Consider the following 12737-nt stretch of genomic DNA (forward strand, 5'->3'; position numbering starts at 1 on the left):
TCCAACGGCCGGGCACCATCGGGCCGTTCCACTCATCCTTCACTCGATGGAGTGAATGTGAACGGCCGGCCCGTGAGCCAGGGGAACCACCCGTGTCCGCAGTACCAATGCCCACCCGACCGCAGATGGTCCACGACGGCCCGTTCGAGGTTCGTCCGGCGCGGCAAGGTCTCGACCGGCAGGTCCGGGTCGCCGAACACGAAGCGGACGGGCAGCTCGTCCGCCGGTTCGCCGCTGCCGCACGCGATCCGGAACCGCTCCTGGAAGCGCACGATGTTGGAGTCGATCGGCAGATACCGCTTCAACTGCGGGTCGAGGAGCCAGGAGTGACAGCAGGCCGCCGCATAACGCTCCTCCGGGAAGTGGCGCGGGAAGAACTCCCGCGCCAGCGCCAGCGACCCGTCGCACGCCTGCGCTGTCAGGGGGCCCGCGTAGTCGGGTATGTGCAGGTCCAGGCAGAGCTCCCCGGGCCGTGCCGCGAGGCCGGCCGCCGCGAGCGCGACCCCCTCGCGCCCACTCACCCGTGCCCGCTGGAACTGCAACCGCCCGAGCTGGAACAACTCCCCGTGGAAGTGCAGCGAGAACCAGGTCGGCGCCAGCAGCCCACCCACCCCGTAACGACGGCGGTGCAGCACCAGACCGCGGCCGAGGTCCGCGAGGGTCCGCCGGGAGATGTCGTCGGGGACACCGCGCTCCCGGTGGTACGCGCGCACATACGGCAGGGCGGCCACGAAGACGTACACAGGGAAGTAGCGGCCCAGCGGCCCCGATTCCCGTGGGAACGGCGGGAGTCTCAACCCCTTGCCGATCTTCCCCATGTCCCGTACGAGGCCGGCGACACAACGTCCGAGGAGCCGTGTCGCCCCCTCGTCGTCCACCAGCGCGCGGCGCAGCGCGACCAGGTCGTTGACGTCCTCGTAGGGCACGGCCAGGTCCAGCAGGACCTCGGGCAGCTCATCGGCGGCCGGAAGCCTCGCCTCCGCCTCCGGCGCGCTCTCGCCCTCCTCTTCGAGTTCCTTGAGCCACTCCGCGAGCCTCTCGTCCGCCCTCAGCGCATCCAGCAGCACCGTCGCCTCCCCCGTCCCTCCACGCCGTCTTCTGGAGAACGCCCGGGGCGAGGAGTACGTTTCCGAGTAGGACGAGTTGCACCGAAAGGGTGACCGGAAGGGGCAGAGCGATCACGGGCAGTGATCACGATCCCACTGGGCGATGGCCCTGTTGCCCGCCGAGGAGCGGCGATCCCGATGCGTACCGGCAGTGAACCGACGACAGCACGCAGTCCCCTGCGCATGCGGCTCTGGCTGAGCGCCTGGGGTGTGATCTGGGCGATCTTCGGCACGGTGGCCTTCGCCCTGGTCGGCCGTCCCGGCTGGGCGATCGTGTGCGGGGTGCTGTGGCTGGTCGCCACGGTCGACCTGACGATGGTCCTGCGCCACATCCGCCAGGGCCCGCACTACCAGCCGGGCCGCGACATCCCCCCGTACCAACCGCCGGGGCACCGCTACCCGTAGCGGCCGGCCGCGCCCCTCACTCGAACCGCGCCGCCTGCAGATACTCCGGGTTCGGATCGAGGGCGGCGGCGAGACGGAAGTGGCGTTTGGCCTGCTCCGGGCGGGCCTGGCGCTCGTAGGTGCGGGCGAGGGCGAAGTGGGCGAAGGCGTTGTCCGGCTCGCGCTCCAGCACGATCGTGAACTCCAGCTCGGCGGGTCGCAGTTGGGCCGCCGCGAAGAAGGCTCGGGCGCGCAGCAACCGGGCGGCCGTGTTCTCGGGGTGGTCGGCGATGACTCGGTCGAGCAGCTTCACCGCGCCGCGCGGGTCCCTCGCGGCGAGCAGCTGCTCGGCGGCGCGGAAGTCGATGACATGCGTCTCCGGCGTACGTCCGGTGGAACCGCTGGTCTCGGGCACGGCTGAGTCCTTCCCTCGCTGGGCCCGTTCAACGCCCGCTGAAGGCCCGCTATTCCTGTGAGTGTTCGGATGCCGTTCGCGGCTCCTGTGACTCCTGTGCTCTGCGCAGGAGCTGCGCCCACACGTCCTGCACTCGCCGCCGGAGATCCTCCAGGGGTACGTCGTTGTCGATGACGATGTCGGCGATCTCCAGCCGCTTCTCACGTGTCGCCTGGGCCGCCATACGCGCGCGTGCGTCCTCCTGAGTCATCCCGCGCAGGCGTACGAGACGGTCGAGCTGGGTCTCGGGGGCGGCGTCGACGACGACCACGACGTCGTACAACGGGGCCAGGCCGTTCTCGGTGAGGAGCGGGACGTCGTGGACGACGACGGCGTCCGGGGCGGCGGCGTCCTCCAACTCTCTGGAGCGGGCGCCGACCAAAGGGTGCACGATGGCGTTGAGCGTGGCGAGTTTCGCCGGGTCCGCGAAGACGATGGAGCCCAGTTCGGGACGGTCCAGCGCGCCATCCGGTGTGAGGACGTCCTCGCCGAATGCCTTGACGACGGCCGCGAGCCCGGGTGTGCCGGGTTCGACGACCTCGCGGGCGATCCGGTCCGCGTCGATCAGCACGGCGCCGCACTCCACGAGCAGCCGCGACACCTCGCTCTTGCCGGCGCCGATGCCACCGGTCAGGCCTACAGACAGCATGGCCGCGCCTCCACCTCCGAGACCCCGCTCGGCGGGGACGTCATACCGGCTCCGATGCCGCCGGTCAGACCCACCGGACCACCCCCGCGGCGGCGGGGACAGGCGGTGCGCGGCCTTCTCAGGCTATCCGATCAGCCGTCGCCCTCCCGCTCCGCCAGGAACTTCTCGAACTCACGGCCGATCTCGTCGGCGGACGGGATCTCGACGGGCTCGGCGAGCATATTGCCCCGGGTCTCGGCGCCCGCGGCGGCGTCGTACTGGTGCTCAAGCCCCTGCACGAGGGCGACCAGTTCGTCGTCACCCTCGCGGATCTGCCGGTCGATCTCCGTCTGCGTGCGGTGGGCCTCCGTGCGCAGGGCGTGCGCGACGCCGGGCAGCACCAGGCCGGTGGCCGCCGTGACGGCCTCCAGGACGGTCAGCGCGGCGTCCGGGTACGGGGAGCGGGCGATGTAGTGCGGGACGTGCGCGGCGACGCCCAGGACGTCGTGGCCGGCCTGAGTGAGCCGGTATTCGAGGAGGGCCTCGGCGCTGCCGGGCACCTGGGCCTCCTCGAAGGGGCTGCGGTGGCCGGGGACCAGGTCGGCGCGGTTGCCGTGCGGGGTGAGGCCGACCGGGCGGGTGTGCGGGACGCCCATGGGGATGCCGTGGAAGTTCACCGAGAGGCGTACGCCGAGGCGCTCGACGATCTGCCGTACGGCGGCGGCGAAGCGCTCCCACTCCACGTCCGGCTCGGGGCCCGACAGCAGCAGGAAGGGCGCACCGGTGGCGTCCTGGACGAGGCGCACCTCCAGGCTCGGTTCCTCGTAGTCGGTCCAGTGGTCGCGCTTGAACGTCAGCAGTGGGCGCCGTGCGCGGTAGTCCACCAGCCGGTCGTGGTCGAAGCGGGCGACGACCTGGTGCGGCAACGAGCCGAGCAGCCGTTCGACGATCTGGTCGCCCGTCTCTCCCGCGTCGATGTATCCGTCGAAGTGGTAGAGCATGACGAGCCCCGCCGACTCCTGGGCGAGGGCCATGTCGACGACAGCCAGGCCCTTCGGCTCCCATGCGTACAAACCCTGCGGATCAAGCACTGTGACCGCTCCTCCTCGTGTTCGTACTTCCCAACGCGGCAGAACGGCCCGGCATTCCCGAAGAACGTCCCAGGAATGGAACGCGACACATAAGAGTCAGCCGTGGCACCGAAGTTGTAGAAACCGGTCAAGATCGGTCGCCGTGATGCCGTGGGGTGAGTGGGGGGTTCGAAGGCACAACGCATCAAGGGCCCGCATCCGTTGATGGATGCGGGCCCTCGGCGCTATCGGCTAACCCTCAGCGGTGAGCGTTCAGCTCTGGCCGCCGGCGAGCTTCTCGCGCAGGGCGGCGAGCGCCTCGTCCGAGGCCAGCGCACCGGAGGTGTCAGCGCCCTCGGAGGAGTACGAACCGCCACCCGCGGCCGGAGCCGCACCCGCGGCGTCGCCACCCTCGGCAGCGGCGGCAGCGTCGGCCTCGCGGCTCTTGATGACCTGCTGCTGGTGCTGCTCGAAGCGCTGCTGCGCCTCGGCGTACTGGCGCTCCCACTCCTCGCGCTGCTTCTCGTAGCCCTCGAGCCAGTCGTTGGTCTCGGGGTCGAAGCCCTCGGGGTAGATGTAGTTGCCCTGGTCGTCGTAGGACGCGGCCATGCCGTACAGGGTCGGGTCGAACTCGACCGACGCCGGGTCGGCACCGAAGGACTCGTTGGCCTGCTTCAGGGACAGCGAGATCCGGCGACGCTCCAGGTCGATGTCGATGACCTTGACGAAGATCTCGTCGTTGACCTGGACGACCTGCTCCGGGATCTCCACGTGGCGCTCGGCCAGCTCGGAGATGTGGACCAGACCCTCGATGCCCTCGTCCACGCGGACGAACGCACCGAACGGAACCAGCTTCGTGACCTTGCCGGGCACGACCTGGCCGATCTGGTGGGTGCGGGCGAACTGCTGCCACGGGTCTTCCTGGGTCGCCTTCAGCGACAGGGAGACACGCTCGCGGTCCATGTCGACGTCGAGGACCTCGACCGTGACCTCCTGGCCGACCTCGACGACCTCGGAGGGGTGGTCGATGTGCTTCCAGGACAGCTCGGAGACGTGGACCAGACCGTCGACGCCACCCAGGTCCACGAAGGCACCGAAGTTGACGATCGAGGAGACCACACCGGAACGGACCTGACCCTTCTGGAGGGTCGTGAGGAACGTCTGGCGGACCTCGGACTGGGTCTGCTCCAGCCAGGCACGGCGGGACAGGACCACGTTGTTGCGGTTCTTGTCCAGCTCGATGATCTTCGCCTCGAGCTCCTTGCCCACGTAGGGCTGGAGGTCGCGGACACGGCGCATCTCGACAAGAGAGGCCGGGAGGAAGCCGCGGAGGCCGATGTCGAGGATGAGACCACCCTTGACGACCTCGATGACGGTACCGGTGACGATGCCGTCCTCTTCCTTGATCTTCTCGATGGTGCCCCAGGCACGCTCGTACTGGGCGCGCTTCTTCGAGAGGATCAGGCGGCCTTCCTTGTCCTCCTTCTGGAGAACGAGGGCCTCGATCTCGTCACCCACGGCGACGACCTCGTTGGGGTCGACGTCGTGCTTGATCGAGAGCTCGCGGCTCGGGATGACACCTTCGGTCTTGTAACCGATGTCGAGCAGGACCTCGTCCCGGTCGACCTTCACGATGACGCCGTCGACGATGTCGCCGTCGTTGAAGTACTTGATCGTCTCGTCGATCGCGGCGAGGAAGGCTTCCTCGTTACCGATGTCGTTGACCGCTACCTGCGGGGTGGTGGCGGTGGTCTCGGTGCTGCTCGTCATGTGGGAAAGGGCTCCGGTACGGACATTGAAGTCGTAGGTACTGCTACGCCGGGAGCCCGTATCGCTCTGAAGAAGCCGGACAGCCAAGGAAGCGCCACACCAGGAAGATCACCAGGACATTCCAATGACGCCTCGACAACCGAGGGGACATACAACAGATGCGAGCGCAGCCTGCTACGTCTGAGGTGCGCAGGCCCGCAGCGCAACTTGTAGCATACGGGGGCAGCCAGGCAGGGTCAATGCGCGAAGGCGCACACCCGGGGCGGAACGCCGCATACCCGGCACAAAACCTGTCCCATGAGGCCACGCAGGCCTGAGACACCTCTTCCGTGACAGCGCCGGGGCGGGCCGCCTCTCGCAGGTTACGGAAGAGTACGACGAGGGAGCCGATCATCCAAGAGCGCGATGTCCACGAGGTCCACGGGACCGCCGGTTCCGTGCCGGACGCCGAGCCCGAGGCCACCCGGCGCGCGGCCGGGGTCGCGGAGAGCGTCCGGGCCAACCGGGGCTGGTGGGACCGCAACGCGGACGAGTACCAGATCGAACACGGCACGTTCCTGGGTGACGACCGCTTCGTGTGGTGCCCCGAGGGGCTCGACGAGGTCGAGGCGGAGCTGCTGGGGCCGGTCGAGGAGCTGAAGGGCAAGGACGTCCTGGAGATCGGTGCCGGCGCCGCGCAGTGCGCGCGCTGGCTGGCCGCCCAGGGTGCCCGTCCGGTCGCCCTGGATCTCTCCCACCGCCAGCTCCAGCACGCACTGCGGATCGGCGGGGAGTTCCCCCTGGTGTGCGCCGACGCGGGCGAGCTCCCCTTCGGGGACGCGTCGTTCGATCTGGCGTGCTCGGCGTACGGGGCGCTGCCGTTCGTCGCGGACCCCGTGCGGGTGCTCCGTGAGGTGCGCCGTGTGCTGCGTCCCGGTGGCCGTTTCGTCTTCTCGGTGACGCACCCGATCCGCTGGGCGTTCCCCGACGAGCCCGGCCCCGAGGGTCTGTCGGTCGCCGCCTCGTACTTCGACCGGACCCCCTACGTCGAGCAGGACGACGAGGGGCGCGCGGTGTACGTGGAGCACCACAGGACGGTCGGCGACCGGGTGCGTGACGTGGTGGCCGCCGGTTTCCGTCTGGTCGACCTGGTCGAGCCGGAGTGGCCCGAGTGGAACAGCTCCGAGTGGGGCGGCTGGTCCCCGCTGCGTGGCAGCGTGATCCCGGGGACGGCGATCTTCGTGTGCGAACGAGACTGAGCGGAGGGCTCGGGCCGAGGCGACGCGCGCGTGGAGGGTGCCTGCACGAGGGCCACGCTCGGGTGGAAGGCGTCCTTACCGGGGGCACGCGCGCGTGGGGGGCGTTTTCGCGGGCGTACGGCTTGAGGAGTCGTCGTACGACACTGGGGGCGTGATCCGTGACGACGCCCTGGACGCGCTGCCCGTGCGCGGCGCCCTGCCCGGTCTCGACGACGCCCTGGAGACGCACGGGAGCGCGGTGCTGGTGGCTCCGCCGGGGACCGGCAAGACGACGCTGGTGCCGTTGGCGCTGGCGGGGCTTCTGGACGGCGGTCCGGTGCGGCGGGTGGTCGTGGCCGAGCCTCGGCGGATCGCGGCGCGGGCGGCGGCCCGGCGGATGGCGTGGCTGCTGGGTGAGAAGGTCGGCGAGAGCGTCGGCTACACGGTGCGCGGCGAGCGGGTCGTCGGACGGCACGCGCGCGTGGAGGTCGTCACGACCGGTGTACTGCTGCAACGGTTGCAGCGGGACCAGGAGTTGCCGGGTGTCGATGTGGTGGTGCTCGACGAGTGCCACGAGCGTCATCTGGACGCGGACACGGTGGCGGCGTTCCTGCTCGACGTACGGGAGGCGCTGCGGCCCGAGCTGCGGCTGGTGGCCGCGTCGGCGACGACGGACGCGGAGGGCTGGGCCCGGCTGTTGGGCGGTGCGCCGGTGGTCGCGGCGCAGGGGGTGTCGTATCCGGTCGAGGTGGTGTGGGCGCCGCCCGCCCGTCCGGTACGGCCGCCGCACGGGATGCGGGTGGAGCCGGCGCTGTTGACGCATGTGGCGTCGGTGGTGCGGCGGGCGTTGGCCGAGCGTTCCGGGGATGTGCTGTGCTTCCTGCCCGGTGTGGGTGAGATCGCGCGGGTGGCCGGGCGGCTGGCGGGGGCGGACGGCCTCGGTGATGTGGATGTGCTCCAGGTGCACGGGCGGGCTCCGGCGGCCGTGCAGGACGCCGTGCTGGCCGGTGGGGAACGGCGACGAGTGGTGCTGGCGACCTCGGTGGCGGAGTCGTCGCTGACGGTGCCCGGGGTTCGGGTGGTCGTCGATTCGGGGCTCGCCCGGGAGCCGCGCGTCGACCACGCGCGCGGGTTGAGCGCCTTGACGACCGTACGGGCCTCGCAGGCGGCCGGGCGGCAGCGGGCGGGGCGGGCCGGGCGTGAGGCGCCGGGAGTCGTCTACCGGTGCTGGACTGAGGCTGAGGATGCCCGTCTGCCTCGTTTTCCGGCGCCGGAGATCAAAGTGGCCGACCTCGCCGCGTTCGCCCTGCAGGCGGCTTGCTGGGGCGATCCGGACGCCTCTGGTCTGGCGCTCCTGGATGCGCCGCCGAGTGGGGCGATGGCGGCGGCGCGGGAGGTTCTCGCCGCCGTGGGCGCGGTCGACGTCGGCGGGCGGGCCACCGGACGAGGCGTACGCATGTCCCGCCTCGGCCTGCACCCCCGGCTGGCGCGGGCCCTGCTGGACGCGACGCCGTTGGTGGGCGCCGATCTGGCGGCGGAGGTGGTGGCCCTGCTGAGCGAGGAGCCGCCGCGGGAGTACGGCGACGACCTGGCCGCCGCGCTACGCCGCGCTCGGCGTGGCGGGGACACCTACGCGGCACGCTGGCGAGCGGAAGTCCGGCGCCTGCGGCCCGCGCCTGCGGCGCGGTTCCTTTCCCACCCGCATTCCACCCATGACCCCTCCCCGGGCGAACCGTGCGGCGACGCTCCGTCCGCCCCCGGTGACCGTCAGGCCGCTGGGTGGGCGGGTGCCGGGGAGGAACGGGGGGTCGGGGTTGTTGTGGGGTTGGCGTTTCCTGAGCGGGTGGCTCGCGGGGGTGGGGGGTCGTTTCTCATGGCTTCCGGGACTCGGGCCGAGGTGGGGGACGGGTCGGGGTTGCGTGGCGCCGAGTGGGTCGCTGTTGCCGTGGCTGATCGCGGGGTCGGGGTCGGGCACGCTCGCGTGCGGCTCGGGGTGGCCGTGGACGAGGGCGTCGCGCGGCAGGCTGCCCGGGGGCTCCTGCGTGAGGGCGTCGAGGTGGGGTGGCGGGACGGGGATGTCGTCGCCCGGCGGGTCGAGCGGCTCGGGGCCGTGGAGTTGGCCGTACGGCCGGTCGGGGACGTCGAGCCCGGCGCCGTACGGGATGCCCTGCTGGAGGGGTTGCGCAGTGAGGGGCTGGGCCTGTTGCGGTGGTCGCCGGATGCGGAGCGGTTGCGTCAGCGGCTCGCGTTTGTGCGTCTGCGTCTCGGTGAGCCCTGGCCCGATGTGTCCGACGACGCCCTGCACGCGCGCGTGGACGACTGGTTGGAGCCGGAGTTGAGCCGTGCACGGCGGCGGGCCGATCTCGGGCGGATCGATGCCGGGGAGGCGCTGAAGCGGCTGTTGCCGTGGGCCGGCGGGGAGGCCATACGGCTTGATGAGCTGGCGCCGGAGCGGATCGAGGTGCCCAGTGGCTCGCGGGTCCGGGTGGACTACACGCGGCCCGAACAGCCTGTGCTCGCGGTGAAGTTGCAGGAGATGTTCGGGCTGCGGGAGTCGCCGGTGCTGGCGGGGGTCCCGGTGCTGGTGCATCTGTTGTCACCGGCCGGGCGGCCCGCCGCCGTCACCGCCGATCTGGCCTCGTTCTGGAAGGACGGTTACCGGGCCGTGCGAGCGGAACTGCGCGGCCGGTATCCCAAGCATCCGTGGCCCGAGGACCCGGCGACCGCCGAGGCCACCCGGCACACCAACGCCCGTCTCAGGCGCTGACCGCGTAGGACGACACCCCGCTCGAACGCTGACCGAGTCGGACAGCAATCCCCGCTCAGGCGCTCACCGGCTCCGGTGCCGGCGGCTTGGTGGGCTCGGCGGCTCCGGGCCCGCGGCCGCGGGCCTCGACGTACAGGGCGAGGGCCAGGAGGAGGATGCCGAGGCCCAGGGAGCCCCAGGGCAGGTACGAGGTCAGCAGGAGGACATAGACGCGCTGGGACTTGACGAGGTCGACGGTGTGTTCGATGAAGTCCTCGCGCATCTTCACATGGCCGGCGAAGGCGGTGACCTTCTCGCGGTCGCCGAGGAGTGAGCCGCCGCGGAGTTCCTCCTTGTGGATCTCCTCGCCGTAGACGGGGGCACCGGTCACCGGCTCGACCCAGAACTTGCGGACCGTGGTGTACCAGCGGGTCGTGCCCGTCTCGGCGACCGTCTCACGTGTGATGCCCTCCACGGGCATCACGCGGGGGAAGGGGACCTCGGTCCAGGGGATGGTCTGTTCGAAGTAGTAGACCTCCACGCCCCGGAAGTCCTGGGTGCCCTTGTAGTGGATGGGGGTGGTCACCCTTGCCTGCGCGTCGAAGTACTCGTAGTCGCGTTTCTCCGTGAGGAAGGGCCATTTGAATTCCAAACCCTCTCGTTTCACGGGGTCGCCGTCGACCATCTCACCCCGGGCGTGGACGGGTTCCTGAGTGTGGGCGTCGAAGATGTAGCGCTCGGGGATCTTGGAGACCATCTCGCCGTCGGAGTCCTGGACATAGGACAGCCCGTCCCAGACGACCACGTCCCGGTCGGTCGTCCGCTCGATCTTCTCGGACGCCTCGACGTTGCCCCTGAGGGTCTGCACGATGGTGACCTCAGGAACGGTCCGCTCGGTCATCGTGCCGTAGTCGAGGAGGGTCGCGTCCTTCGCCTCCAGGACCATCTCCTGGTACTGGTTCGCGGGGACCTTGGCGACGCGCGGGAAGACGTACCAGCGCAGCAGTGGGGACAGCGCCGTGAAGAACACGGCGAGCGCGAGCAGGATCAGGCCGGCCTTGCGGCGCATCTCGGCCTCCCTCCCAGGTGGTTGGCCACGGATGTGCGGGCCCTGCGCCTAGGGATGCGCGGGCACCGTCGTCAGCAAGGGCTTCGGGGATGTCTCGCCGGTCGGTGAGCCCAGCGCCGTGATGGTGAACGCCAGCACGCACGCGAGAGCGAGACCGGTCACGGCGGCGACTACGGCACGCATACGGGCCTCCCGACCAACAGGAACTGATAGGTCGTCAGGTCGGGCACCGTAGCAACGGTCGGGTGAGATGAGAACAGGTTTCACACACGGCGGCGGCACCCTCCCGGAGGAGGGGCGCCGCCGCGGCCGTACGAGTGGGTACGGAAGAGCTACGGAGGAGGGTGCGGCGCTACGAAGCGCTGGCGCTCGGGCTCTCGGACGTGGTCTCGGTCGGGGCCGGGGCTTCCACCTTCAAGGTGACGTTCAAGGTCGCGCCGCCCTCGGTTTCGAGGCGGAGCATGAACGTCCCCTCGGCGTCGTCCGAGTACAGCTTGGGCAGCTTGAGCAGGCCGTCGGCATCGGTCTCCAGGCCGCTCAGGGTGCGTACGGGGTTGCCGTCGGCGTCCTTGAAGTAGGGGCCCTTGTCGTTCTCGGTGATGTCGAGGACCGACTTGATGAGGGTCGCCTTGACCGCGACCTTGTCGGCGATCCCGCCCTGGTAGGTGGCCTTGACCTCGACCTGCTCGGCGAACTCGCCGTTCGGCACGCAGGTCAGCTCGGTCGCCGTCGTACGGGTGAGGGCGTCGGCCTGGCGGGCGATGACGGTCGCCTTGTAGTCGAGGGCGGTCACCGTGCGGCCCACGACGGTCACGCGGACCGTGAACGCGCCGGTCTTCTCACCGGCCACGAGCGCGGGGGCGGTGGCCTGGCCGGCGCTGTTGGTGACGATGGTGGCGACGGACTCGCCGCCGGTGAAGGTGGTGTCCGTGTCGCCGACGATGGTGAAGCGGAGCCGGACCTTCGCCACGGCGTCGCCCGCCTTGGTCTCGGAGCGGGCGGTGATCTTCTCGGCGAAGGTGTCACCGGCCATCGCCGTGAGGGTCGTGGCCGTACCGGCGTTCTCCAGGTGGTCCACCGTGTCGGTGGGTGTCGTCGGATCGGCCGGCGGCTCGCTGGGCGGGTCGGTGGTCGGCGGCGCCGGGGTGGTCGTGCCGCCCTCCGGCTTGTCGTCGGCGGGCTCTTCCGTCTTCGGCGGCGTCGGGCTGGGGCTCGTCTTCGGGTCGTCGGAGGAGCCGTTGCCGTCGCTGTTGCCGTTGCTGCCACCGCTGTTGTTGCCGCTGGAGCTGTTGCTGTCGTTGTCGTCGTTGTTGTCGCTGGGCGTCTGGGGCAGCGAGCCGGTGCCGTCCGGGATCTCGTGGGTGCCCTTGCGGTAGTACTCCAGCCACGACATGACGGTGTTGTAGTACTCCGTCGAGTTGTTGTAGCTGAGGATCGCGCGGCGGAGATCGCCGGTGTCGGACAGGTCCCAGTCGAAGCGGCAGAGGTAGTTGCCGGCGGCGAGGGCGGCGTCGTAGATGTTGTTGGGGTCCTTGGCTCCGTCGCCGTTGCCGTCGCGGCCCGCCCACTCCCAGGTGGAGGGGATGAACTGCATGGGGCCGACCGCCCGGTCGTACGTGGAGTCGCCGTCGTACGCGCCGTTGTCGGTGTCGCTGATGTTGGCGAACGCGCCGCCGTTGAGGACCGGGCCGAGGATCTTCGTGTACGTCGTGCCCTCGGCGTCCACCCGGCCGCCGCTGGCCTGGCCGGACTCGACCTTGCCGATGGCGGCGAGGAGTTGCCAGGGCAGGTTGCAGCCGGGCTTGGAGTCGCGCAGGGATGCCTCGGCCTTCTTGTAGGCGTCGAGGACGGTCGCGGGTATGCCGCGCTCGCCGCCGCCGATCGTGGACGAGTCGTCGTCCGTGCCGGTGGTCGGGGTGGGGCTGTCGAGGGGCGGAAGGTCCGTGTAGTAGCGCGAGTTGCCGGACGCGGTGTCCTCGGCGGGGGAGGTCACATCGGGCGAGGGCGAGCCGGTCGTCTGTCTGCCGGCGCTGTCCGTGACCACCCCGGGGGCCTGGGAGGCGGCCAGTGCCGCCACCGTGGCCGCGGCCAGAGCGCTGGTCCACGCTCCCTTGCGGAGCCTCAAACCGAACTGCGCCGCCATTGAGTGAACCCCTCCCGGGTGGTCGATCGCCTTGGCGTTCTTCCGTTTTGGTGCCGTCTCAGGTACTTCGCGGCGCTTCTCCGGTTTTTCCCGGACCGCTTTCCCCGCTCTGGTACACCGACTCCGGACTTCCGGTTTTGGTTGCCCCGA

The 12737-nt window shown here is 70.4% G+C and carries 11 protein-coding genes; 3 read left to right on the forward strand and 8 right to left on the reverse strand.

The window, feature by feature from the left end:
* Nucleotides 1–32: 32 nt before the first annotated feature.
* Nucleotides 33–1067, reverse strand: a complete 1035-nt coding sequence (locus ACWD4G_RS17100) for an acyltransferase domain-containing protein (protein ID WP_451294054.1) — start codon at nt 1065–1067, stop codon at nt 33–35.
* 177 nt (nt 1068–1244) lie between these two features.
* Between ACWD4G_RS17100 and ACWD4G_RS17105 the strand changes: the two genes are divergently transcribed.
* Nucleotides 1245–1511: a DUF6343 family protein gene (locus ACWD4G_RS17105; RefSeq protein WP_451294056.1), complete on the forward strand. Its 267-nt coding sequence runs from the start codon at nt 1245–1247 to the stop codon at nt 1509–1511.
* A 16-nt stretch (nt 1512–1527) separates the two neighbouring features.
* Here the strand turns inward: ACWD4G_RS17105 and ACWD4G_RS17110 are convergent, their stop codons facing one another.
* The 4 genes from ACWD4G_RS17110 to rpsA all read right to left on the reverse strand — a co-directional run bounded on the left by ACWD4G_RS17110 (nt 1528) and on the right by rpsA (nt 5412).
* Nucleotides 1528–1905 carry a tetratricopeptide repeat protein gene (locus ACWD4G_RS17110; protein WP_451294058.1) on the reverse strand — a complete coding sequence of 126 codons (378 nt, stop codon included), beginning with the start codon at nt 1903–1905 and terminating at the stop codon, nt 1528–1530.
* A 49-nt stretch (nt 1906–1954) separates the two neighbouring features.
* Nucleotides 1955–2593, reverse strand: a complete 639-nt coding sequence (gene coaE, locus ACWD4G_RS17115) for a dephospho-CoA kinase (protein ID WP_451294059.1) — start codon at nt 2591–2593, stop codon at nt 1955–1957.
* A 131-nt stretch (nt 2594–2724) separates the two neighbouring features.
* Nucleotides 2725–3663 (reverse strand): PAC2 family protein, encoded by a 939-nt coding sequence (locus tag ACWD4G_RS17120; protein ID WP_451294061.1) that lies wholly within the window; start codon nt 3661–3663, stop codon nt 2725–2727.
* 252 nt (nt 3664–3915) lie between these two features.
* Nucleotides 3916–5412 carry a 30S ribosomal protein S1 gene (gene rpsA / locus ACWD4G_RS17125; protein ID WP_093504378.1) on the reverse strand — a complete coding sequence of 499 codons (1497 nt, stop codon included), beginning with the start codon at nt 5410–5412 and terminating at the stop codon, nt 3916–3918.
* 329 nt (nt 5413–5741) lie between these two features.
* On the opposite strand from rpsA, the gene ACWD4G_RS17130 reads away from it, so the two are divergent.
* Together ACWD4G_RS17130 and hrpB are read left to right on the forward strand one after the other, a co-directional pair.
* A complete protein-coding gene (locus tag ACWD4G_RS17130; protein WP_451294063.1) occupies nt 5742–6650 on the forward strand; it encodes a class I SAM-dependent methyltransferase in 909 nt (302 codons plus the stop codon).
* A 151-nt stretch (nt 6651–6801) separates the two neighbouring features.
* Entirely contained in the window at nt 6802–9396 is a 2595-nt protein-coding gene (gene hrpB / locus ACWD4G_RS17135) for an ATP-dependent helicase HrpB (RefSeq protein WP_451294065.1), read from the forward strand.
* A 55-nt stretch (nt 9397–9451) separates the two neighbouring features.
* Here the strand turns inward: hrpB and ACWD4G_RS17140 are convergent, their stop codons facing one another.
* The 3 genes from ACWD4G_RS17140 to ACWD4G_RS17150 all read right to left on the reverse strand — a co-directional run bounded on the left by ACWD4G_RS17140 (nt 9452) and on the right by ACWD4G_RS17150 (nt 12587).
* Complete coding sequence (locus ACWD4G_RS17140) at nt 9452–10444, reverse strand: DUF3068 domain-containing protein (protein WP_451294067.1); 993 nt, start codon at nt 10442–10444, stop codon at nt 9452–9454.
* A gap of 48 nt (nt 10445–10492) precedes the next feature.
* Nucleotides 10493–10627, reverse strand: coding sequence for an SPW_0924 family protein (locus ACWD4G_RS17145; protein ID WP_451294069.1), 135 nt, complete (start codon nt 10625–10627; stop codon nt 10493–10495).
* A 169-nt stretch (nt 10628–10796) separates the two neighbouring features.
* Complete coding sequence (locus ACWD4G_RS17150; RefSeq protein WP_451294071.1) at nt 10797–12587, reverse strand: lytic transglycosylase domain-containing protein; 1791 nt, start codon at nt 12585–12587, stop codon at nt 10797–10799.
* Nucleotides 12588–12737: the final 150 nt, after the last annotated feature.

It is taken from the genome of Streptomyces sp. NPDC002643, assembly GCF_053592555.1.